General features: G+C 54.9%; 16 protein-coding genes, 2 tRNA genes, 3 rRNA genes and 1 riboswitch. Of the genes, 1 reads left to right on the plus strand and 20 read right to left on the minus strand.

The window, feature by feature from the left end; genetic code table 11:
• Positions 1-8: 8 nt before the first annotated feature.
• The 20 genes from EKL02_RS14230 to glyA form a co-directional block, all read right to left on the minus strand.
• On the minus strand, positions 9-734 hold the full coding sequence (locus tag EKL02_RS14230; RefSeq protein ID WP_128902662.1) for a hypothetical protein: 726 nt from the start codon (positions 732-734) through the stop codon (positions 9-11).
• A gap of 107 nt (positions 735-841) precedes the next feature.
• Positions 842-2,098 (minus strand): hypothetical protein, encoded by a 1,257-nt coding sequence (locus EKL02_RS14235; protein WP_128902663.1) that lies wholly within the window; start codon positions 2,096-2,098, stop codon positions 842-844.
• Between the two features lie 15 nt (positions 2,099-2,113).
• On the minus strand, positions 2,114-2,836 hold the full coding sequence (locus EKL02_RS14240) for a hypothetical protein (protein WP_128902664.1): 723 nt from the start codon (positions 2,834-2,836) through the stop codon (positions 2,114-2,116).
• Positions 2,827-3,402, minus strand: coding sequence for a hypothetical protein (locus EKL02_RS14245; protein ID WP_128902665.1), 576 nt, complete (start codon positions 3,400-3,402; stop codon positions 2,827-2,829). Before EKL02_RS14245 ends, EKL02_RS14240 begins: the two co-directional genes overlap by 10 nt.
• A gap of 3 nt (positions 3,403-3,405) precedes the next feature.
• Positions 3,406-4,410: an ATPase, T2SS/T4P/T4SS family gene (locus EKL02_RS14250; protein ID WP_164932027.1), complete on the minus strand. Its 1,005-nt coding sequence runs from the start codon at positions 4,408-4,410 to the stop codon at positions 3,406-3,408.
• Positions 4,411-4,425: 15 nt separating this feature from the next.
• On the minus strand, positions 4,426-5,004 hold the full coding sequence (locus EKL02_RS14255) for a type 4 pilus major pilin (RefSeq protein WP_128902667.1): 579 nt from the start codon (positions 5,002-5,004) through the stop codon (positions 4,426-4,428).
• A 34-nt stretch (positions 5,005-5,038) separates the two neighbouring features.
• The gene (locus EKL02_RS14260) at positions 5,039-6,121 is read right to left on the minus strand and encodes a type II secretion system F family protein (RefSeq protein WP_128902668.1); all 1,083 of its coding nucleotides are present in this window, start codon (positions 6,119-6,121) and stop codon (positions 5,039-5,041) included.
• Positions 6,118-7,770 carry an ATPase, T2SS/T4P/T4SS family gene (locus tag EKL02_RS14265; protein ID WP_128902669.1) on the minus strand — a complete coding sequence of 551 codons (1,653 nt, stop codon included), beginning with the start codon at positions 7,768-7,770 and terminating at the stop codon, positions 6,118-6,120. Before EKL02_RS14265 ends, EKL02_RS14260 begins: the two co-directional genes overlap by 4 nt.
• Positions 7,757-8,992, minus strand: a complete 1,236-nt coding sequence (pilO2, locus tag EKL02_RS14270) for a type 4b pilus protein PilO2 (RefSeq protein ID WP_128902670.1) — start codon at positions 8,990-8,992, stop codon at positions 7,757-7,759. Before pilO2 ends, EKL02_RS14265 begins: the two co-directional genes overlap by 14 nt.
• Positions 8,993-9,006: 14 nt before the next feature.
• Positions 9,007-9,552, minus strand: coding sequence for a hypothetical protein (locus EKL02_RS14275; RefSeq protein WP_128902671.1), 546 nt, complete (start codon positions 9,550-9,552; stop codon positions 9,007-9,009).
• Positions 9,542-11,191: a secretin N-terminal domain-containing protein gene (locus EKL02_RS14280; RefSeq protein ID WP_164932028.1), complete on the minus strand. Its 1,650-nt coding sequence runs from the start codon at positions 11,189-11,191 to the stop codon at positions 9,542-9,544. The genes EKL02_RS14275 and EKL02_RS14280 overlap by 11 nt, the downstream gene beginning before the upstream one ends.
• Entirely contained in the window at positions 11,175-11,807 is a 633-nt protein-coding gene (locus tag EKL02_RS14285; RefSeq protein ID WP_164932029.1) for a toxin co-regulated pilus biosynthesis Q family protein, read from the minus strand. The genes EKL02_RS14280 and EKL02_RS14285 overlap by 17 nt, the downstream gene beginning before the upstream one ends.
• Positions 11,808-12,060: 253 nt before the next feature.
• On the minus strand, positions 12,061-12,546 hold the full coding sequence (locus tag EKL02_RS14290) for a lytic transglycosylase domain-containing protein (RefSeq protein ID WP_164932030.1): 486 nt from the start codon (positions 12,544-12,546) through the stop codon (positions 12,061-12,063).
• 184 nt (positions 12,547-12,730) lie between these two features.
• A 5S ribosomal RNA gene (gene rrf, locus EKL02_RS14295) occupies positions 12,731-12,843 on the minus strand.
• A gap of 163 nt (positions 12,844-13,006) precedes the next feature.
• Positions 13,007-15,881, minus strand: a 23S ribosomal RNA gene (locus EKL02_RS14300).
• Positions 15,882-16,175: 294 nt separating this feature from the next.
• Positions 16,176-16,251 (minus strand) — tRNA-Ala (locus tag EKL02_RS14305).
• A gap of 7 nt (positions 16,252-16,258) precedes the next feature.
• A tRNA-Ile gene (locus tag EKL02_RS14310) sits at positions 16,259-16,335 on the minus strand.
• Between the two features lie 104 nt (positions 16,336-16,439).
• Positions 16,440-17,970 (minus strand): 16S ribosomal RNA (locus EKL02_RS14315).
• Together the 16S, 23S and 5S rRNA genes with 2 tRNA genes alongside form the textbook arrangement of a ribosomal RNA operon.
• Before the next feature lie 646 nt (positions 17,971-18,616).
• On the minus strand, positions 18,617-19,087 hold the full coding sequence (gene nrdR / locus EKL02_RS14320) for a transcriptional regulator NrdR (protein WP_128902675.1): 471 nt from the start codon (positions 19,085-19,087) through the stop codon (positions 18,617-18,619).
• A 90-nt stretch (positions 19,088-19,177) separates the two neighbouring features.
• A complete protein-coding gene (glyA, locus tag EKL02_RS14325; RefSeq protein ID WP_128902676.1) occupies positions 19,178-20,425 on the minus strand; it encodes a serine hydroxymethyltransferase in 1,248 nt (415 codons plus the stop codon).
• A gap of 93 nt (positions 20,426-20,518) precedes the next feature.
• A riboswitch (ZMP/ZTP riboswitch) is annotated at positions 20,519-20,624 on the minus strand.
• 176 nt (positions 20,625-20,800) lie between these two features.
• On the opposite strand from glyA, the gene EKL02_RS14330 reads away from it, so the two are divergent.
• Positions 20,801-21,562: an SDR family NAD(P)-dependent oxidoreductase gene (locus EKL02_RS14330; protein ID WP_128902677.1), complete on the plus strand. Its 762-nt coding sequence runs from the start codon at positions 20,801-20,803 to the stop codon at positions 21,560-21,562.
• Positions 21,563-21,579: the final 17 nt, after the last annotated feature.

Raw genomic sequence — 21,579 nt, forward strand, 5'->3', positions numbered from 1 at the left:
CGGAAAAACTAGTTCGATAGTGCCGTGCAACTCGCATCCGTGAAATCAAAGGCTTGCCTGATCTGCAGGTTATACACGCGGGCCTGGTAAATAAAATTATCGTCATGATAGCCGCCAAACAGGGCGAAACTCGTCCCGCGACGCTGCACGTAATGCGCAACGCAATTTCCGGTGCCATTTCCGATGTTGGTGCCAAAGCTCCCCAGGGGATTCGCGCACTCGATGACGCCCGTGTTGGGGTTCCAGCTGGTCCCCGCCGCCGTGGCAGGACCGCCAAAAGCCGTCCAGGTATAGGTGGTGGTGCACGAGCGGAATGGCGTATCGGTAGTCAGGCCGGTTCCCGGGCCCGCCATGGTGCAGTAGTTCGAATACGAAGGACAACTGGCGGGCGCAGCCAGCGGCGGCATGTCAACAATGCCCGAAAAGGTCCCTTTGGTCGGGTCGGCGGGATCCGTCTTGAACTCGCCGTAACCGACATATACCCGGTCAATGACCTGGAGCGCGGCAGTTCCGGTATTCCACAACAAGCGGTTGCCGCTGGTTCCGCCATTTCTGAAAGCATCCTGCTTCTTGGAGACGTCCGCAACCTGATCTTCGTGCTGCAACTTGAACATCCAGCGCCCGACAGTACTTTTCTGGCAGCTATTTTTGGACTTGGGGCAAAACACGTAGGCTGCAGAGCTTCCCGCCGTAACCACTACGTTCGCACCGAATCCGAGCGTGGGTAACAGCATTGCGGTACCCAGCAACGTTATGGCAGTCGCGCATTTCCTGACTCGGGCATTCAATCGTTTCTGCATAAATTCAGTCCCAAGCCTGATGTATTTTATTCGTTCCATGACTAAGGGCAAGAGGCATCAATAATGAAATAGTTTGCTCCGGTTTGACGCAACTTGGTCGTGGTAGTCCCAAGCGTTCCCATATCGTTGCTCGAACCATTGGCCAGGTAACGCCATGCAAAACTGACAAAGCTATAACTAGCCCTCCCAGCGCTGGCGTGCGCAGAATTCGTGGCACTGAAACACGGATTCGCTGTCGTGGAAAAGGCTGCCATCTGCACCGCTGCCTGGACGTTGTTGCTGGCGTCCTTTGCAACGAAATAAATTTTGTAGGCGGTACCAGCTGTCAGTCCGGTAACGCCTGGATTAGCGGCCGTGTTGGCTACCATGGCGAAATTATTTGGACTGGCCAGCAAAGTAGCAACGCTCGGTGCCGCAGCAGCATCCAGTTGCACCAGGTAATAACCTGTGCCCGCCTCATTGATGGTTGCGGAAAGCACCGTGGTCGTTGCAGTCGTTGCCGAAACGCTCGGGCCGGCTGTCGTGTTCGGTGGCGTCGTATCCGCATCGGTCGCCAGCGCAACTTGCGATGCGGAGGCTTGCCAGTTGTTGCTGGCATCCTTGGCGATGAAATAAACGATGTAATTGGTCGATCCCGTCAGGCCGGTGATATTGGTACTTGCAGATGCGTTGGCTGACATGGCGATCGGCGTACCCGCCTTGACGGAGGCTACGCTGGGTGCCGGATCGGTTGCCAGTTTCACCAGGTAGTAGCCTATACCGGTTTCATTCAACGTCGCCGAGAGCGTGGCTGCGGTATCCGACTTGGCAGGAATACTTGGGCCGGCCGTCGTAATTGGCGGCGTCGTATCGGCCAGGGTTGTAAATGCGACGCTGGCAACGGCTGTCTGCACATTGTTGCGCGTATCCCTGGCAACGAAGTAAAGCAGATAACTAGTGGAGCCAGTCAGCCCGACAATGTTCTGTGTATTGGCAGTATTGGCAGCCATGGAAAAACTCGTGCCGCTGGCCAATACTGTAGCCACGTTCGGCGCTGCAGCCGCGGCCGGCTGTACCAGGTAATAGCCGACGCCAGCTTCATTGATGGTTGCCGAAAGTGAGGTTGCGATGTCGCTGGTGCCGGACACAGTCGGTCCAGCGGTCGTGACCGGCGCAGTAGTATCGGCGCTGGCGGCCCGCGCCGGCTTCAGAATAAAGGCGGCGGCACTTCCAGGCTTGAGCGTTAGATCAGCTGCGTCGGCAGCCACCGGCATGGCCAGCAGTCCCGCGCACAATAAAAAAATCTGCCGTAATTGCATCGCTGTACCGCTGCCCTAATTGTAGGAAAATTCAAAATCGGATGCCAGAACGCGCCAGCCGCCCGGGCCGCATATATAGCCGTCCGCACAACCGGCAACCGGATCCGAGGAAGTTGGATACATGCCTGCAACACCTCCCATCAACTGCACCGTCATGCCAAGTTCATTGTTTTGCGTGGGATTACCGCCGGTAGCTGCTACCAGCATCTCGACATCACCCTGCTGCTCGGCAGCCCCGATGGCGCCGCTGCTATCGTAGTCCGCATACACCAGGCGATAAACTGCCACCCATTTCTGGCCATATGCATTGGTCAAACCGAATCCGTCAGGCAGAAATTTCTTGCTGATCAACCATTGTGCATCGACCGCGCAGGTAGCCTTGCCAGACCCGGCCGCCAACCGCGGATTAAATGCCGGATTTGCGGTGACACCGTTCAGTACACAATACTTGGCGGCCTCTGCCTTGGCTGCGGCATCATTGACGCTCGCACTCATCACCGCAACAAGCGCATTGCGATTGGCGTCAAGATAATGACCGGCTATCTGTGAAAACTGTTGCAGCGAATCCGCATTGCGCTTGGCACGCAAATCATCGTTGGCGGATTTCAGCCACTGGTTCAGCATGAACAGCATTACCGATGCAACGGCCAGCGCGAGAATGGTTTCAACCATCGTAATGCCTTGTTGCGCATTGCTGCGGGAAGCACTACATCTGGCGGAATAGAAAATCATAGACATTGCGTCGCTCCTGACGACATGGTGGGATCGCACTTGCACAGCGCAGCGCTCGCCGCATCAACATCGAACGTCACCATCTCCACAGCATTGGTGCCGTTATTAACTGTCAAATTAGCCTGCTGCCAGGTAATGGCCGGATTCCACAGCGGGCTGTCGGGAAGGTTGGCCATCCTGACCACGCCACCTGCCGTCATGCCGGTGCATAATACATAGCCGCTCCCCGTAGTCCGGATGCGCCAAGTCGGATCAATTGCCGCCTGGGCTAACCCTGCAGGAAGTCCCTTTGCCTCGCTCAAGCCTTTGACATTCACGCTGCCCATGCTATAGCCCGTCCAGCGCACGATCGATGTCCCATCCGCCAATTTTGCTCCCGTCGGAAGATAAGCAGGGTCGCCTCCATGGTCACGCATGAAAAGCTCAGCCGCCGTCGCAAATGCATGGAAATTACCAGCATCCTTTACACGTTCATTGGCATTCCAGGGAATTTCCCTGACCATGAAATCGGTATAAAAACTGTTCGCCACGATCAGCGAAAGCAATCCGGCCGCAAGGATAGCGATCCACATGGCTTAGCTCGCCTGATCCTCGAATACATCCAATCCGAGCATAGCCTGATTGGACTGGAACTGTATGTCGGTCAAGAGGTTGTTGAAATTACCAGTACGGATTTTGGCGGCAACCGCGGTTGTACCGCTAAGAGACGCCAGCGAACTGGCAACCAGTTGCTCATTGACGATGCGCTGATGCACCACCAGTCGCAACAGGCCCGAAAAAGAAGTCAGCCACGTCGACTGCGCTCCAGCCAGGTGGTACAGCGACTCGAGCCCGGAAATGATGTCGGTGCCAAAACCCGTGGAGATAACGAGAAAGCCGTTGGCTGCGGCGCGCAGCATGGCATGTGCCGATTCGGTATCGCGTACTTCACCGACATACAGGATCGAAATCGTCCCGGCCGGCTGGCTACGCAACACGCCACGAAATGATTCGGCCCAGTCAGCCTCGCCGTCGCCGGCCACCCAGGTCTGTGAACAATAGCCATTCTCATGCCAGCCATTGAGTGGCATTTCCGGAGGATCTTCTACTGTGAGCGCAAATCCGCCGTATTGTTGCAGGCGCGAAACCAGAGTAGCCGAGGCCGTCGTGGTCTTGCCTTGCGCCGGGGCTCCCACCACATAGACTAGTCCGCCCTGACTCAGGCGGGGTGACATGAGCATGCGCTTCAACGGCGCAGGCAGTTTAGTCGGCAGGCTATCCAGCATTGGCGGCCGGGGTGGCATGCGCCTCAACCGGTACCAGCCACCATCGACAGCCCGGATCTCGTGGCGTCCGCGAAAGAATTCGCCATTCATGGTGACCATGAAATCCTGCTTATCGAAGGCGCGGCAACGCGAGATAAGCGTACCCACATGCGCCATCAATTCCGGAGAAACCCGGCGCGGACCGGGGAACACCATGGAGTTCTCCGGCCGATCCTCGCACAGGTGGATATCGCTGATATTGCCAAACACGCCCGAACCATCCTGGCCAGATTGCTCAGGCAAGTTGGCTGGATGTTTCATGATATTGTCGGGCATGTCGGGCATTCCGGCTTATTGGGCAGTAAGAACCGCCACCTGCGTGGCCGCCGTAGCACTAGTGGAGGCGGCACATTGAGTCGCGGCTGCCGCTGTGTCAAAGTCACCAGCAGCAGTCTTCACTGATGTCCCGCCCATAGTCAACCCGCTAGATGCAGCACTATTAACGCCATTTAAAAATTCGATACACCCATCGGCCGGCACCCCATTAAATGTAATAGTGAACTGCGCGGTATTGGCACCTACTGCCGGAACCACCGTGCCGCCCCAAGCATTAACAAATGCCGTGCCGTTATCCTTGAAGTCTGCTGGCAAAATTTTGGCATTCTTAACTGTGGTATACATCGATGCACTTGCAGTGCCGTAGCTTGCCGACGTTCCAAACACCTGCTTGATCTTGCCAACCAACTGGACTGTGCCCTTTGCCTGCGATTGCGTCTTGACGTCATTTGTCGCCATCTTGTAACCACCATATGCCAGCACAGCCACCAGCGCGCCCACGGACAGTACGAGGAGCGATTCAGTCAGGGTCATACCAGCCTGCTGCTTCAGAGTGTTGATTTTATTGCGAGTGTTGATGTTTAACGCTTTCATTATTATTACTCCTAGAGGGGGGTTAAAAAACAAACTAATGTGTTGCCTGCTTGACTGCCATGGTGATTGTAAAAAACGTGCCGTATACCCAGACGATCATCCCGGCGATGGCAAACATGATGAGATTGCGAAGGATCCCCGCAAACATCTGGATCTTTTTGATAACGCGCTCAACCACCCTGACGGACAGTGATTCGAGCGCGGAAGAAAAACTGGTAAGGCGGCCATAGACGCCGATTTCCCAGCGCACGTCTTCATCGAAGAGCGGGCCCGCCATCGCATCGCCATCGCGCATGCCGCGCCGCATTTTGCTGCGCATCAGATTCAAGTGGCTCAAGTCCCATGCGCTGGCAGTCACCGAAAGCTTGGCAATCACCGCCGAAAAGGGAATCCCGGCTTTGGTCAGCACGGCAAAACATGTCATCAGAATCGCGCCGGAAACCTGCCGCTGAATACTCCAGGGCGGCACCCACTGGTCGAAAAAGCTGCGCACATCCCCGACCCACGGGCCCTTACTCCATGAAAATGCTCCCAGCAAGGTAACGATAAACAACAACAGCCCGCCATACAACCACGGCGCCGCGTCGGCAAGTGCACCGAGAATTCGCGCACCGGTCGGCCACTTTTCCCGCGGCAGTATGTCCGCAAATACCGGCATGACAGCAGTGCTCAGCATGTACAGGAAGGCGCCGAACAAAAGCAGCAAGAAAGCGGGATACATCATTTCGCCAATCAACGTCCCCCTGATACGTGCCGTCACTTCGGTCAAACGCGATGCCATTCGCAAGCCGTTGACGATGTCCCCGGACTGCTCGCCGGCATCGATCGCCATGGCTTCCATGGATGGCGCCCATTCCTGCATGGCCTGGCCGAAGCGCAGGGCAGTGCCGCCTTGCCCGCGAAAACCTGACAGCAGGCTATTGGTGATTTGGGCCTTGGGATTGCGTTGCGCTTCCCAGCGCTTGCCGATTTCCTCGATAGCCTCATATACGGGCACACCGTCAGCAATGAAATTGGCGCACAGATCGTAAAACATCTTGCGCTCCGTAGCGCCCCAGGCCAGGGTGACACGAACGCGCTCAACACGTTCATTGAGTATTTCGACGAGCTGGCTCATGCCTTGTACCCCGACAGGACGCTGACTTCACTGCTGGTGATGATGCTGTCTTCCATCACCATGTCAGAAGTCAAAAGACCGATCTGGTCTTCAATATCGGCCGGACTGACCAGTCCCTGCCGCATCTTGTGAATGCCATGAGCGAGCGCAGTCACTCCGCCATTAATGGCGCCGACCCCGGACTTGCGCCAGTAGCTTTCCGCCTCAAGAAATTTATTTTCCGAGAGATAGCGAAGCAAAGCACGGTCAGGCAAGACGAACTCGGCGCAGACGGTACGGCCGCTGTAGCCGCTCTGCGCGCAACAGGGGCATCCATCCCCCTTGACCCGTACATTGTCAGCGGTAAGATCCGACACCTGCTGCACCCGGAATAGCGTTTCGCGCGGTATGCGTGCAGCGCCGCCGCCGACCAGAGGGACGGAACACTCCGGACAAATCAGCGGCACCAGGCGCTGATACACAATGCCAGCGACGAATCCAGGCATGGTCAGCACTTCCCATGGCACGCCGATTTCACGCAAGCGCACGTAGGCGCCAAGCGCCGAGTATGTATGCAGGGTAGCCAACAATTTACGCCCTGCCAGCACCAGGTCTTTCACTACGCTCGCGGAATCGTGATCGCGGATCTCGCCGACCATGACCACATCCGGATCCTGGCGCAGCGTGCCTCGCAAGAATGTCGTGAAGGCCGAACCGGTGCTGTGATCAACCAGGGTTTTGCGCTTTCTCGCCACCGAAATCTGGCAGGCGCCTGGAATGACATATTCGACCGGGTCCTCGACCGTGATCATCTTGATGGTGTCGCCGCGCCGGTCATAGATACGGCCCATCAAGGCCTGCAGCGTGGTGCTCTTGCCGGAGTTGGTGGGGCCGCACAGGATGACCATCCCTGACGAGCCGGAACTCATGATGTCGAGCATCGATTTCTGTTCGCCGGAATAGCCAAGCGCATCGATGTCAAGTCCCTTGGCTTCCATCGACAGCAGACGTATGACGATGTGGAAACCGCCAGTGGGATAGATCGGCGCAGACGAAAACCGTAATTGGTAAGTAGCGCCGGTGCTGGTCACCCATTCAAGCGCCCCGTCCATCACCTGATTAGGGTCCCAGGAAACCTCTTTTGAGCCGGCATCGGCATGCACCGAGTACAGCACCACGCCAAGCGAATGAGCGTTAATCGCTGTCAGGTCACGATGAAAGCGGCGAGTGCCATTGATGCGGAAAAATACATTGGCGCGGCGGTCACGGGTCTCAATATGAATATCAGACGCGCCCTGGCTCGCAGCAGCACTAATGATTTCGGCGGCCAGAGATTCGATGTCGGTGAATTCGCCATCCCGGGTGCGATTGCCAGTACCGGCCTCATGATAAATCAGCTGCACCACGTCCTGTGTCGTGTGCAAGATCTGGATATTGTCCAAGGTGGCAGCCTGCATCCTGCGGCGGAGTTCGAACATATGCGCCGAACCGAAGAACGTGCTCGCAACGACCAGATAATGAATATCGCCCGAACGCAGAACGGCAAACATATCACGCCATTCTTCCGTCATGGGAAACTCGCCGTCAGTGCGGGAAAGCAGATACCCTTCCGGAATATCGCGAAAACTGTCGATCACCGACTTGGGCGATGCACTATCAGCTGCCGACACGATAGCGTCCCTCCAGCTCGATCGTATATTGGGGACGACCGAGGTTGAGATTCTTGATCGATATGGCGTTCAATGCCACCCCGGGCAATTCAATACGATGCAAAAAACCCGGTGCCAGCAAAGGATTGCTGCCAGTCGCACGCCATACACCTTCCTGCCCAATGGTTTGGGCAGTCACCCCCTCCACTCCAGCCGGTGGCGTGACCGTCACTGCTGTTTGTGACTGGTCAAGAATGAGCCTGAACGGATTGACGTTGACGCCTACGTCCAGCAGGTAGCGGTCGATTTTCGTCATCCCCTCGCTGTGTGTGACTGAATCAAATGCCCCCAGAGGGAAGCTGGTAGTACTTTCGTTTAACGCCGGATTGAACGCTTGCGGACTGGCGCTGCCAGGCAAGTTGGCGGCAGCTGAAGGCAGTGCTCGCGCATCGCGCTTCCAGACCACCTGGCAACTCGCCAGGTCACAAGTAAAGGTGCTCGGCGTCCAGCCGTTAGCCGATACCGGCAAGCTGCGCAAGACGTCGTACCAGAGTGCAAATTGCCTGGTAGGTGAACGGGCGTGCCAGAATCGCAGCCGCGCCTGCGCGACCTCGGCGTTAAAAGCCTCCTGAGCGCGGCGAACTTCTTCTGCGCTTTGCCATTGCCTTGCCGTCGATGCCTCGCCGGAAGTCTTTTGCTGAAGATGGCGATAAACGAATAGCGCTGCAGCCCCCAGCAGAACGAGAATCGCAGCAAGCGCGATCACGGTCACGAGACTGCTCGGCGCCGACAGGGTAGCCGCCTTCTTGTCCGCAGCATTTAGTTGCGCGAAGAGTTCATCCAGAGTGCATTTCGCGCCTGTGGTATTGCCATAGATCGCAGCAGCGGGCACGTAGGACATGACCTCTGCCAGTGTCGACTTGGCACTATCTTCATCCACCACGACGTCGAAGCCGTGCAAGGGAATGCCTTCGCGAATGGCACAAACCCAGGCAAGGCCATTTCCCAGACTTTCATAAACCAAAGCATCGTTGGCGGCAGCGGCCACCAGCAGCGCCCCTGCCTGAAGCTTTTTGCTCTTCGGAGGCGCAGTGCAAATGCCTTGCACGCATTCACCGGCAATGATCTTGCGCACGGCGAGAACCTTGCCTTTCGCAGTCGCAACCTTTCTGGCGTCAGCGACTGAGTCATGCAGTGTCCATTCGATGCCGATGGCAATGCTGGAATTCTTTAGCACCTGCATTACGTTACGCAGTCCTATTTAACGGCTGAGACGGCAGTGGGCAAAGGGGCCGAAGACGCCAGGTTGGGTGGCTGCACATTCGCGGGGGCGTGCGTGGCTACCGGTAGTGGCGGCAACGGAATGTTCAGCCGCGGCGGCGCTGACACAGGGTCGGTTGCTGCAGCGGCTGAACCGCCGGCGTGCGGTGAAAAGTACGACAACCTGAACTTGCCGCCATTACCACCCGCTACGACAGAGGATTTGTCTATCGACTGGACGCGAATACCGTCCTGCAAAAAATCGCCCTTGCGCAACCAGCGTACAATGCCGGAGGCATAGACTACCTGCGCCGCTCCCCCGCGCTCATCCACCATGATGGAAAGCACCTTCGGCAAGCCTTCGTTGCCGGAAGACCGCCGCAATGCCTCCCGCAACTCCGTCTGCTTCTGGACGTAGGCGATCTGGGCATCAACCTTGGCCATTTCATCGAGATAATTCGGTTGTGCGGCCTGCAATTGCTGCTGCGCGACCGCAGTAACTGGAAGAATGGTGGCCAGCAGCCAGAAAAATTTATTTGCCACTGAAGACCTCCATCACGATGACCATCAGGTTGCGGTCGGAGCCGGCATTTTTGCTAATGCCAGTCAAGCCGGTGGCTTTGTCCAGTTGCGCCCGCTCCTGCTCGAATCCAAGAAGGACGATTGATTGACCATCTTTGAGAAACGCCTGTTGCTGCAAGCTCTGCGTCGCCACCTTAGGAATTTGGATGGCATTGTCGCCTACCCCAAAGGTATCCAGGCTGAGCAGTGACGACAGGTTGATCTGATACTGCAGCATGATGCGATTGTCGCCGAGGATCAGAGGCAGGAAATTTGCTGTGAAACCGACGCTACGAATCGTTGATGTGACCTTGCCAGGAATAACGCTGCCAAGCGTAATCGTTGCAGGCGTTCGTTCGGAAACGTAACTGAACTCTGTCGCTACCTGCAATGGACTCGGCTGGCCGTTCGCTGCAATGACCTGACCCGAAGTGACGTACTGCACGTTGCCGATCTGCTCCATTGCCTGAAGCAGCAATTGCGAACCGGTCCAGTTGCCGGAGACGGCATCGATCACCAGTGTGCCCGGTATCGCAGAATTCAATGGAGCCATGTTGGGGGCCCCAGCCAGTGTTACGCCAAGCCTGTCGGTCAAACTCCTATAGGCTGCTTGCAGCGACACCCCCGCATTGACCCCCTTGTTCACGGTCAGGTTGTAGACCTTCACGCCAATCATCACATTCTGGGCGAAACGCTCATTCACGCTACGTACATGACTTGCAACCCGATCCAGAATCTCTGGCGTGCCAGTTACCGTAATCAGCCCAAGAGATGGATTGGCGACGACATTTCTTGAACCGGCAACCGAACCACCATTCGCGGCCCCACCGCCGGACGTAGGCTGGACGCCTTCGGCAGAAGAGACGATTGCCTGCACCGACTTGACAATGGCATCGTAGGCATCGATTTCCATGCTGGATGCGACATCGACTGTCCCGCCGACGGTGCCACCGCCACCGCCATTGCTGCCCCCGTTGCCGCCTGAGCCACCGCCATTGCTGCCTCCGGAATTACCACTACCGGTTCCGGTCAAAGAAATCGAGGATTTAACCGCACGTTTCCCCGCCGGTAAAAAGACATGGAAGCTGCGGGTTTCGGACTTGAAAAAATAAATCCGGCCATCTTCATACTTCCAGTACATCCGTGCAGTCGTCGCCAGATAATCGAGCAAGCCCTTCAGATCGCCGTTCCAGTCCACCGCGATTGGCGCGTCCGCGCCACCGGAAAAATTCGGCATGCCAGGCGTCACCGCAGCCGAAGCTCCTGCATTGTTAGTGGCCCTGTCCGATGGTTGAATGGCAGTTGCCATTCCTGTGCGCCGCCCCACTTCACCCAGGATGGCGGAAAGCGGCTGATGCGCCGACAAATACGCGAACGGCCGATTAAAATTCTGCGGGAGCTGCTGCGCCGCCTTTACCGGCACTTCATTACCGGCCAGCTTGGCGCTGCCCATGCGAACCACGGCGCCGGACTTGCGCATCTGGTTCTGTTGTGCGACTGCACCCTCGGCACTGGCGCGCGAATCCGAAATCGTCTTAGAGACTTCATCGAATGAGACACAACCCGCAAGCAGCATGCCGAACAGGCCCGCCAGAAATAGCTTTTTACTTGGCATCGACATCAACGATCTCCGCAAAACGGTTTCCATCCCACAAAATCAAGCGTACCGGCTTGCCCTGCGCATGCAGCGCTTCCACCGCGTGGGCGAGGGCGTCGTCAAAGGATCCGGAAAATTGCGCCGCAGCGGGCACTATCCAGCTCTTTTCCAGACGCCACTCGAATGTCCATCCTGCAGTGCGTGCCCAGTCAGCAAACTGGAGATGAATCGGCCGACCCGCCTGCAACGCCCACGCGGTTACGGCGGATTGGCTGGACGAATCCTGGATACGCACTTCCGCAACGGGAGATGCTGGCGTAATGGTTACGCGGGAATTGGCAGGCGACGTGGATGCTCTCGGCGCCTTGGCACTGAAACGCACCAGGCAACCTTCCTGTTGCCACTGCAATTCAAATTGACTGGCAAGGCTGTCAAAGGTCCGGGATAAAGGCCCGGCCAAGCGCTTGGTCCGTTGCGCCGCTGGTGCACCACCGTCGACAATCGCCTTATAGGGAGAACCTCGCAACATGCGCTGCAAGGATTGTTCGAGTGGACGGGCTTTGTAAGCAACGTAACCCACTCTGTAATCGGCCACTGGTTCACAGTCAGCCGCCAGCACAGTTGCCGGCAGTATTGCCATCAAGGCAATCACAACCTTACGCTTCATCAGCTCTCACCCTATATCCGCACTACCTGTCTCTTACAACATTGACATATGCATAGCGACAGTCCCGAGGACGGACCTGGCCAACGCTAAAAAATTGTCAATTTTGTATTCGTTATGAGCAGATTATATATGTGATATAAGGCAATTAGTTATAGGTATAACATTATTTAATACAAATTGACAACTTTTCCGTGGCCAAATAGATACAAAGGTAGCTTACTAGACGTTATTGCAAGCCCGCTTGTTTACGCACTTTGTGAAATGTCGCCATGACATTCTTGATGTATGCATCTTGCTTGTCGATTGAGCGGGCGTTATAGCACCCAACCGCACGCCAGACCTGGCCGTGTTGCTGAATGCATTGCGCCAGGATCCATGTGCCGATCTCGATATTGCGACAGGCATCATACAAATCCGCTTTTTTAATACCGTACTTCCACAACACTTTGTCCAGCCACCAATCATTGATTTGCATAATGCCGTGATCCTGCGTGCCATTCTTATTTGGCTTGCCTAGTGCGCCGGGGTTGAAGTTGCTTTCCCATTTCGCAATCGCATAAACGACGTGTGGATGAATCTGATACTGGGCAGAAGATTTACTGATGCAAGCGGAAATCTGCTCTGGCGTGTATTGCGGCGGGACTGGCGCCGCCGTGTCTGCAATTGCCACGGTCGCCAGGATAGACAGCATCAGTGCAAGCCACTTTTTCATCATTATTTCCGGGCTGGTTTTATTTGGACGTGTTCGCACGCATTGTCGCCGATCGGATACCAAAGCGACAAGCGTGCGTCATCGTGCCGATTTTGACATGGCGACACCACAGGATGAAAAAAAGCGTTACTGCAAAGCGAAACGCCCCACGCTCTTTCGAGGGTGGGGCGTTTCTAGGTAAATAGCCTGACGATGACCTACTTTCACACTGGTTGCAGCACTATCATCGGCGCGAAGTCGTTTCACGGTCCTGTTCGGGATGGGAAGGGGTGGTACCAACTTGCTATGGTCATCAGGCATAACTTGTAGTGTCGCTTGTGGTCCCCGTTACTTTGGGGATCGCAAACAACGCAATCTGGGAAGAAGCAATAGTTTAGGGTACAACTTAATTGGCGGTTGTGATTGCCAGAATCGATCATGGCATCCACAGCTTACTCATCAACTATAACATCAAGGTTATAGGGACAAGCCGCACGGGCAATTAGTACTGGTTAGCTTAATGCATTACTGCACTTCCACACCCAGCCTATCAACGTCCTGGTCTCGAACGACCCTTTAGGGGAGTTAAACTCCCGGGAAGTCTCATCTTAAGGCAAGTTTCCCGCTTAGATGCTTTCAGCGGTTATCTCTTCCGAACTTAGCTACCCGGCAATGCCACTGGCGTGACAACCGGTACACCAGAGGTTCGTCCACTCCGGTCCTCTCGTACTAGGAGCAGCCCCCTTCAAACTTCCAACGCCCACGGCAGATAGGGACCAAACTGTCTCACGACGTTTTAAACCCAGCTCACGTACCACTTTAAATGGCGAACAGCCATACCCTTGGGACCGGCTACAGCCCCAGGATGTGATGAGCCGACATCGAGGTGCCAAACTCCCCCGTCGATATGAACTCTTGGGAGGAATCAGCCTGTTATCCCCAGAGTACCTTTTATCCGTTGAGCGATGGCCCTTCCATACAGAACCACCGGATCACTATGTCCTACTTTCGTACCTGCTCGACTTGTCAGTCTCGCAGTTAAGCACGCTTATGCCATTGCACTATTAGCACGATGTCCGACCGTACCTAGCGTACCTTCGAACTCCTCCGTTACACTTTGGGAGGAGACCGCCCCAGTCAAACTGCCTACCATGCACTGTCCCCGACCCGGATAACGGGCCAAGGTTAGAACCTCAAACAAACCAGGGTGGTATTTCAAGGTTGGCTCCACGAGAGCTAGCGCCCCCGCTTCAAAGCCTCCCACCTATCCTACACAGATTGGTTCAAAGTCCAATGCAAAGCTACAGTAAAGGTTCATGGGGTCTTTCCGTCTAGCCGCGGGTAGATTGCATCATCACAAACATTTCAACTTCGCTGAGTCTCGGGAGGAGACAGTGTGGCCATCGTTACGCCATTCGTGCAGGTCGGAACTTACCCGACAAGGAATTTCGCTACCTTAGGACCGTTATAGTTACGGCCGCCGTTTACTGGGACTTCAATCAAGAGCTTGCACCCCATCATTTAATCTTCCAGCACCGGGCAGGCGTCACACCCTATACGTCCACTTTCGTGTTTGCAGAGTGCTGTGTTTTTATTAAACAGTCGCAGCCACCATTTTATTGCAACCCTTTCATCCTCCTGGCGCGGGCCAGTCAAACTACTAGGGCGTACCTTATCCCGAAGTTACGGTACCAATTTGCCGAGTTCCTTCTCCCGAGTTCTCTCAAGCGCCTTAGAATACTCATCTCGCCCACCTGTGTCGGTTTGCGGTACGGTCTCGTATGACTGAAGCTTAGAGGCTTTTCTTGGAACCACTTCCGATTGCTTCGCGGCACAAGGCCACTCGTCGCACACCCTTGAATTACGCCCCCGGATTTGCCTAAGGGCCTTCTCTGATGCACAAACCGACTATTCCAACAGTCGGACAACCTTCCGCGATCCGTCCCCCCATCGCATCATACGACGGTGCAGGAATATTAACCTGCTTCCCATCAGCTACGCATCTCTGCCTCGCCTTAGGGGCCGACTCACCCTGCTCCGATGAACGTTGAACAGGAAACCTTGGGCTTACGGCGTGGGAGCTTTTCACTCCCATTATCGCTACTCATGTCAGCATTCGCACTTCTGATACCTCCAGCATCCTTTACAAGACACCTTCGCAGGCTTACAGAACGCTCTCCTACCATATGCTTACGCATATCCGCAGCTTCGGTGACTGGCTTAGCCCCGTTACATCTTCCGCGCAGGACGACTCGATCAGTGAGCTATTACGCTTTCTTTAAAGGATGGCTGCTTCTAAGCCAACCTCCTGACTGTTTTAGCCTTCCCACTTCGTTTTCCACTTAGCCAATCTTTGGGACCTTAGCTGGCGGTCTGGGTTGTTTCCCTCTTGACGCCGGACGTTAGCACCCGACGTCTGTCTCCCTTGCTCGCACTCATCGGTATTCGGAGTTTGCAATGGTTTGGTAAGTCGCGATGACCCCCTAGCCATAACAGTGCTCTACCCCCGATGGTGATACAAGAGGCACTACCTAAATAGTTTTCGGAGAGAACCAGCTATTTCCAAGTTTGTTTAGCCTTTCACCCCTACCCACAGCTCATCCCCTAATTTTTCAACATTAGTGGGTTCGGACCTCCAGTACCTGTTACGGCACCTTCATCCTGGCCATGAGTAGATCACTTGGTTTCGGGTCTACACCCAGCGACTGTCGCCCTATTCGGACTCGATTTCTCTGCGCCTCCCCTATTCGGTTAAGCTCGCCACTGAATGTAAGTCGCTGACCCATTATACAAAAGGTACGCAGTCACGGAACAAGTCCGCTCCTACTGTTTGTATGCACACGGTTTCAGGATCTATTTCACTCCCCTCCCGGGGTTCTTTTCGCCTTTCCCTCACGGTACTGGTTCACTATCGGTCGATTACGAGTATTTAGCCTTGGAGGATGGTCCCCCCATGTTCAGACAGGATTTCACGTGTCCCGCCCTACTTGTCGCAAACTTAGTTCCACACTAATGATTTCGTGTAAGGGGCTATCACCCTCTATGGCCGCACTTTCCAGAGCGTTCCACTATCAAAAATGCTAAATCTTGCAGGCTCTTCCCATTTCGCTCGCCACTACTTTGGGAATCTCGGTTGATTTCTTTTCCTGTAGCTACTTAGATGTTTCAGTTCGCCACGTTCGCCTCCACACACCTATGTATTCAGTGTGGGATACCCTAAAAGGGTGGGTTTCCCCATTCGGAAATCTGCGGATCAAAGCTCGTTTGCTAGCTCCCCGCAGCTTATCGCAAGCTACTACGTCCTTCATCGCCTGTAATCGCCAAGGCATCCACCATGTGCACTTATTCACTTGTCCCTATAACGTTGACCTCTCTTCCGAGAGACGCTATAGAGTTATTCTGAGTATGTCGCGTTTGCCGTAATCCAGTCATTCTCGCTTTTTATGGCCAGAACACTTTCATACTTGATGATTGATACAATCACAACCCACCAGCACTCATTCATACTTGCGTACAAACTTGTACTGATAAATTTCTTTACTATTACTTCTTCCAGATTGTTAAAGAACAAAACAGCCAATGGTCTCTTAAAAACCAAACCATAGTCCCATCGCTACTTGCACGACTGACTGTGGTTTGACCTTTGAAACTGGTGGAGGTTGACGGGATCGAACCGACGACCCCCTGCTTGCAAAGCAGGTGCTCTCCCAGCTGAGCTAAACCCCCGTAATCCTGGTGGGTCTGGTTGGGCTCGAACCAACGACCCCCGCGTTATCAACACGGTGCTCTAACCAGCTGAGCTACAGACCCGCTTGATCAGACCTCAATCGCATCAACTTCGGATGCACTGTTTTCTGTTCTCTTTAAATAACAGACCGATAAGTGTGGACACTTGACTTGCGTGCAAACTCTAGAAAGGAGGTGATCCAGCCGCACCTTCCGATACGGCTACCTTGTTACGACTTCACCCCAGTCACGAACCCTGCCGTGGTAATCGCCCTCCTTGCGGTTAAGCTAACTACTTCTGGCAGAACCCGCTCCCATGGTGTGACGGGCGGTGTGTACAAGACCCGGGAACGTATTCACCGCGACATGCTGATCCGCGATTACTAGCGATTCCAACTTCATGGAGTCGAGTTGCAGACTCCAATCCGGACTACGATACACTTTCTGGGATTAGCTCCCCCTCGCGGGTTGGCGGCCCTCTGTATGTACCATTGTATGACGTGTGAAGCCCTACCCATAAGGGCCATGAGGACTTGACGTCATCCCCACCTTCCTCCGGTTTGTCACCGGCAGTCTCATTAGAGTGCCCTTTCGTAGCAACTAATGACAAGGGTTGCGCTCGTTGCGGGACTTAACCCAACATCTCACGACACGAGCTGACGACAGCCATGCAGCACCTGTGTTACGGTTCTCTTTCGAGCACCCCCGCCTCTCAGCAGGGTTCCGTACATGTCAAGGGTAGGTAAGGTTTTTCGCGTTGCATCGAATTAATCCACATCATCCACCGCTTGTGCGGGTCCCCGTCAATTCCTTTGAGTTTTAATCTTGCGACCGTACTCCCCAGGCGGTCAACTTCACGCGTTAGCTGCGTTACCAAGTCAATTAAGACCCGACAACTAGTTGACATCGTTTAGGGCGTGGACTACCAGGGTATCTAATCCTGTTTGCTCCCCACGCTTTCGTGCATGAGCGTCAGTGTTATCCCAGGGGGCTGCCTTCGCCATCGGTGTTCCTCCACATATCTACGCATTTCACTGCTACACGTGGAATTCTACCCCCCTCTGACACACTCTAGCCGTGCAGTCTTCATCGCAATTCCCAGGTTGAGCCCGGGGATTTCACGACAAACTTACACAACCGCCTGCGCACGCTTTACGCCCAGTAATTCCGATTAACGCTTGCACCCTACGTATTACCGCGGCTGCTGGCACGTAGTTAGCCGGTGCTTATTCTTCAGGTACCGTCATTAGCACAGGATATTAGCCCGCACCGTTTCTTCCCTGACAAAAGAGCTTTACAACCCGAAGGCCTTCTTCACTCACGCGGCATTGCTGGATCAGGCTTGCGCCCATTGTCCAAAATTCCCCACTGCTGCCTCCCGTAGGAGTCTGGACCGTGTCTCAGTTCCAGTGTGGCTGGTCGTCCTCTCAGACCAGCTACTGATCGTCGCCTTGGTAGGCTTTTACCCTACCAACTAGCTAATCAGATATCGGCCGCTCCACGAGCATGAGGTCTTGCGATCCCCCACTTTCATCCTTAGATCGTATGCGGTATTAGCGTAACTTTCGCTACGTTATCCCCCACTCCAGGGCACGTTCCGATATATTACTCACCCGTTCGCCACTCGCCACCAGGGTTGCCCCCGTGCTGCCGTTCGACTTGCATGTGTAAGGCATGCCGCCAGCGTTCAATCTGAGCCAGGATCAAACTCTTCAGTTTAATCTCTGTTACTTGCCATTTCTGGCAGATCCCGAAGGATCGTCGCTCACTCAAAATACTGACAGATTAAGTTCTTGCGAACTTACCTATTTTCTTTACTTGTGAGCACTTGATATTTTTTAAGTCATCTGCCAGGCGAACCCGGCAGTGCACTCCATCAAGCGCCCACACTTATCGGCTGTTAATTTTTAAAGAACTTGTTCTGCTCCGCCGTGTTATCAGCGTCGCTGCGAATCGTTGTGTTCGTCAGCAGCAGAGAGGCGAGATTATGAAGCGTTTCAATCTTTTCGTCAACTGCGTTTTTGAAGAATTTTTACACCCTTCAAAACCATCCTGCCTTGCCCCATCCAGACTTGCCGGACAAGGACCAGTCATCAAACCGCTCGCTCCGGCATAAATGCCAGAAAAATAATAAACCCAGCCAGAGGCACAGGTCGATTACTGTCGAGGGGATTTGCTGCCAGGGAGGACGCTACAACTGACGAACTTCCGCAATCAAACTTCTCTTCTTCTTCGCTGTTTCAACCCTCTTTCGAGAGATCGTTGCAACGAAGAAGCAGCATTATGGGGGCTGCCGCGAGAATCGTCTACCTCTTTCAACGACTTTTTAATGAAATTCTTTTGCGGCGTCCAATTGAACATCCTGCTATTTGGCGGCCGGCTTGCGCTCCTGCCCCACCTCTGCGATTGCATCCTGAAATTCCGCGATATCTTCGAAGCTTTTGTACACGGAGGCAAAACGGATATAAGCGATCTTGTCCATGCGCCGAAGCTCACGCATGACCAATTCACCAATATGGCCGGACATGACTTCACGCTCGCCGGTGGATCGCAACTTCTCTTCAATCCGGTGAATCGCCGCGTCGACGGCTTCGGCGGAAACCGGACGCTTGCGCAATGCAAGCATGAAACTGGCGCGCAATTTCGCTGGGTCAAACTCGGTACGGCTACCGTTTTTCTTGACGATCACCGGCATCGCCAGTTCAATACGTTCGTACGTGGTAAATCGTTTGTCGCAGTGAACGCAACGGCGGCGACGGCGAATCGAATCGCCCTCCTCCGACACCCGCGTATCAAGGACCTGTGTATCTTCGTGCTGGCAAAAGGGGCATTTCATCGCGTGATTCTTGTTCTAATCATTTCACATTGAGAAACCGCCTTGCTTGCGCCTTCGCCCCACAGAGGATGCGAAGGCGCATGGCGCGGGTTATTTTGCGTAAACCGGGAAAGCGTCAGTCAGTTTCTTGACTTCGGCTTTCACGCGATCGATCGTCGCCGCATCATGCGGGTTGTCGAGCACGTCGGCGATTAGGTGGCCGACCTTGGTTGCTTCGGCTTCGGTAAAACCACGGGTCGTCATTGCCGGACTGCCCAGGCGAATGCCGGAAGTCACAAATGGCTTCTGCGGGTCATTCGGGATGCCGTTCTTGTTGCAGGTGATGTGCGCCGCTCCCAGGATCGCTTCAGCCTCCTTGCCGGTCAGCCCCTTCGCACGCAGGTCGACCAGCATGACGTGGGACTCGGTGCGGCCGGAGACAATGCGCAGGCCGCGTTCGATCAGGGCCTTGGCCAGGGCATCGGCATTTTTCACCACTTGCTGCTGGTACGCCTTGAATTCCGGCGACAGCGCTTCCTTGAACGCCACTGCCTTGCCGGCGATAACGTGCATCAGCGGCCCTCCTTGGATACCCGGGAAAATCGCCGAATTGATGGCTTTTTCGTGCTCGGCCTTCATCAGGATGACGCCGCCGCGCGGGCCACGCAGGGATTTGTGGGTGGTGGAGGTTACGAAATCGGCGAAGGGCACCGGGTTCGGATAGACGCCAGCGGCAATTAGGCCGGCGTAATGCGCCATATCGACCATGAAATAGGCGCCGACTTCCTTGGCGACCTTGGCAAAACGCTCGAAATCGATGCGCAGTGAATAGGCCGAGGCACCAGCAATGATCAGCTTGGGCTTTTTCTCGCGCGCCAGGCGCTCCATGGCGTCGTAGTCGATTTCCTCTTTTTCATTCAAGCCATAGGAAACGACATTGAACCATTTGCCGGACATGTTCAGCGCCATGCCGTGGGTCAGGTGGCCGCCTTCGGCCAGCGACATGCCCATGATGGTGTCGCCGGGCTTAAGCATGGCAAAGAAGACGCCTTGGTTGGCTTGCGAGCCAGAATTTGGCTGCACGTTGGCGGCTTCAGCGCCAAACAATTCCTTCAGGCGGTTGATCGCCAGGGTTTCGGCGATGTCGACGTACTCGCAGCCGCCGTAATAGCGCTTGCCCGGATAGCCTTCGGCATATTTATTGGTCAGCTGCGAACCCTGGGCCTCCATCACCGCAGGCGATGTATAGTTTTCCGAGGCGATCAGCTCGATGTGATCTTGCTGGCGAGTGTTTTCCTGCTGGATGGCCGACCAGAGTTCCGGATCGACCTTGGCAATGGTATGGTCTTTTGCGAACATGAAATTACTCCAATTATTGAATTCAAAGTGCCTGGGCTAAATCGAATGAGGGCCAACAGGATAATGACAGGCAGCCTCAGTCGTGCTTTCCATTTGGGCTGCCCAGGCGAACGGCGGAAGAAATCTCACGTTCCCCGGTGGAGCCCCACCTTGTCACCGGAATGCGGATTCCGGTTTTTCGCCAGTCACGTGAGACGAAATGGTCATAAATTGTATGATATGCCCTTGATTTGAGCAAGAATTCCACGGTCGAGGGTTGCCAACGCCCTTGCGATCCGCTGCAGATACCTGGTTAATAACGTGCGGCAAATCGGCGCGGCGCAAGCGTCGGGCGGCAATTTTGCCTATAATAAACAGTTATTCAAGAGGATAGTGATGATCGTCTTTGTTACAGGTGCGACTTCCGGTTTTGGCGAGGAAATGGCACGCAAGTTTGTCCGACATGGCCACAAGGTGATTGCCACAGGGCGTCGTCGTGACCGCCTGGACACGCTGGCAGCGGAACTCGGCGCGAATGTCTTGCCGGTTGTTCTGGACGTCACCAGCAAGGCGGCGATCAGCGAAATGCTGGCAGCATTGCCGGCCGAATGGCGTCCTATCGATGTCCTCATCAACAATGCCGGACTCGCCCTGGGTGTCGAACCCGCGCACCAGGCTTCGCTCGAAGAGTGGGAAACCATGATCGAGACCAATTGCAAGGGTCTTGTGACCATGACGCGCCTGCTGCTGCCGGAGTTGGTGGCGCGTGGCAGCAGCACCATCATTAATATTGGTTCGATTGCCGGTACCTACCCTTACCCGGGCGGCAATGTCTATGGCGCGACCAAGGCATTTGTCGATCAATTCACGCGCAATCTGCGGGCGGACCTGGCAGGTACAGGCGTACGCGCCACCAATATTGCACCTGGCCTTTCCGGCGGCACCGAGTTTTCGAATGTGCGTTTCCGCGGCGATGATTCTGCGGCGGCAAAAGTCTATGAAGGCACCACGCCGCTTACTGCAGCGGATGTGGCAGAGACCGCTTTTTGGGTAGCCACCCTGCCTGCGCATGTGAATATCAACCATATCGAAATGATGCCGACATGTCAGGGCTTTTCGCCATTTGCCATCAAGCGCGATCAAGCAAGCCAATTATAAAAACCGCGATTCCGCCT

The organism is Janthinobacterium sp. 17J80-10 (assembly GCF_004114795.1).
Taxonomy (GTDB): Bacteria; Pseudomonadota; Gammaproteobacteria; order Burkholderiales; family Burkholderiaceae_D; genus Paucimonas.

Bases quoted from the DNA above. Each gene is read 5' to 3' on its own strand.
- EKL02_RS14230 (WP_128902662.1), bottom strand. From the start codon at position 734: ATGCTGTTACCCACGCTCGGATTCGGTGCGAACGTAGTGGTTACGGCG.
- EKL02_RS14235 (WP_128902663.1), bottom strand. From the start codon at position 2,098: ATGCAATTACGGCAGATTTTTTTATTGTGCGCGGGACTGCTGGCCATG.
- EKL02_RS14240 (WP_128902664.1), bottom strand. From the start codon at position 2,836: ATGTCTATGATTTTCTATTCCGCCAGATGTAGTGCTTCCCGCAGCAAT.
- EKL02_RS14245 (WP_128902665.1), bottom strand. From the start codon at position 3,402: ATGTGGATCGCTATCCTTGCGGCCGGATTGCTTTCGCTGATCGTGGCG.
- EKL02_RS14250 (WP_164932027.1), bottom strand. From the start codon at position 4,410: ATGCCCGACAATATCATGAAACATCCAGCCAACTTGCCTGAGCAATCT.
- EKL02_RS14255 (WP_128902667.1), bottom strand. From the start codon at position 5,004: ATGAAAGCGTTAAACATCAACACTCGCAATAAAATCAACACTCTGAAG.
- EKL02_RS14260 (WP_128902668.1), bottom strand. From the start codon at position 6,121: ATGAGCCAGCTCGTCGAAATACTCAATGAACGTGTTGAGCGCGTTCGT.
- pilO2 (WP_128902670.1), bottom strand. From the start codon at position 8,992: ATGCAGGTGCTAAAGAATTCCAGCATTGCCATCGGCATCGAATGGACA.
- EKL02_RS14280 (WP_164932028.1), bottom strand. From the start codon at position 11,191: ATGTCGATGCCAAGTAAAAAGCTATTTCTGGCGGGCCTGTTCGGCATG.
- EKL02_RS14285 (WP_164932029.1), bottom strand. From the start codon at position 11,807: ATGGCAATACTGCCGGCAACTGTGCTGGCGGCTGACTGTGAACCAGTG.
- EKL02_RS14290 (WP_164932030.1), bottom strand. From the start codon at position 12,546: ATGAAAAAGTGGCTTGCACTGATGCTGTCTATCCTGGCGACCGTGGCA.
- nrdR (WP_128902675.1), bottom strand. From the start codon at position 19,087: ATGAAATGCCCCTTTTGCCAGCACGAAGATACACAGGTCCTTGATACG.
- glyA (WP_128902676.1), bottom strand. From the start codon at position 20,425: ATGTTCGCAAAAGACCATACCATTGCCAAGGTCGATCCGGAACTCTGG.
- EKL02_RS14330 (WP_128902677.1), top strand. From the start codon at position 20,801: ATGATCGTCTTTGTTACAGGTGCGACTTCCGGTTTTGGCGAGGAAATG.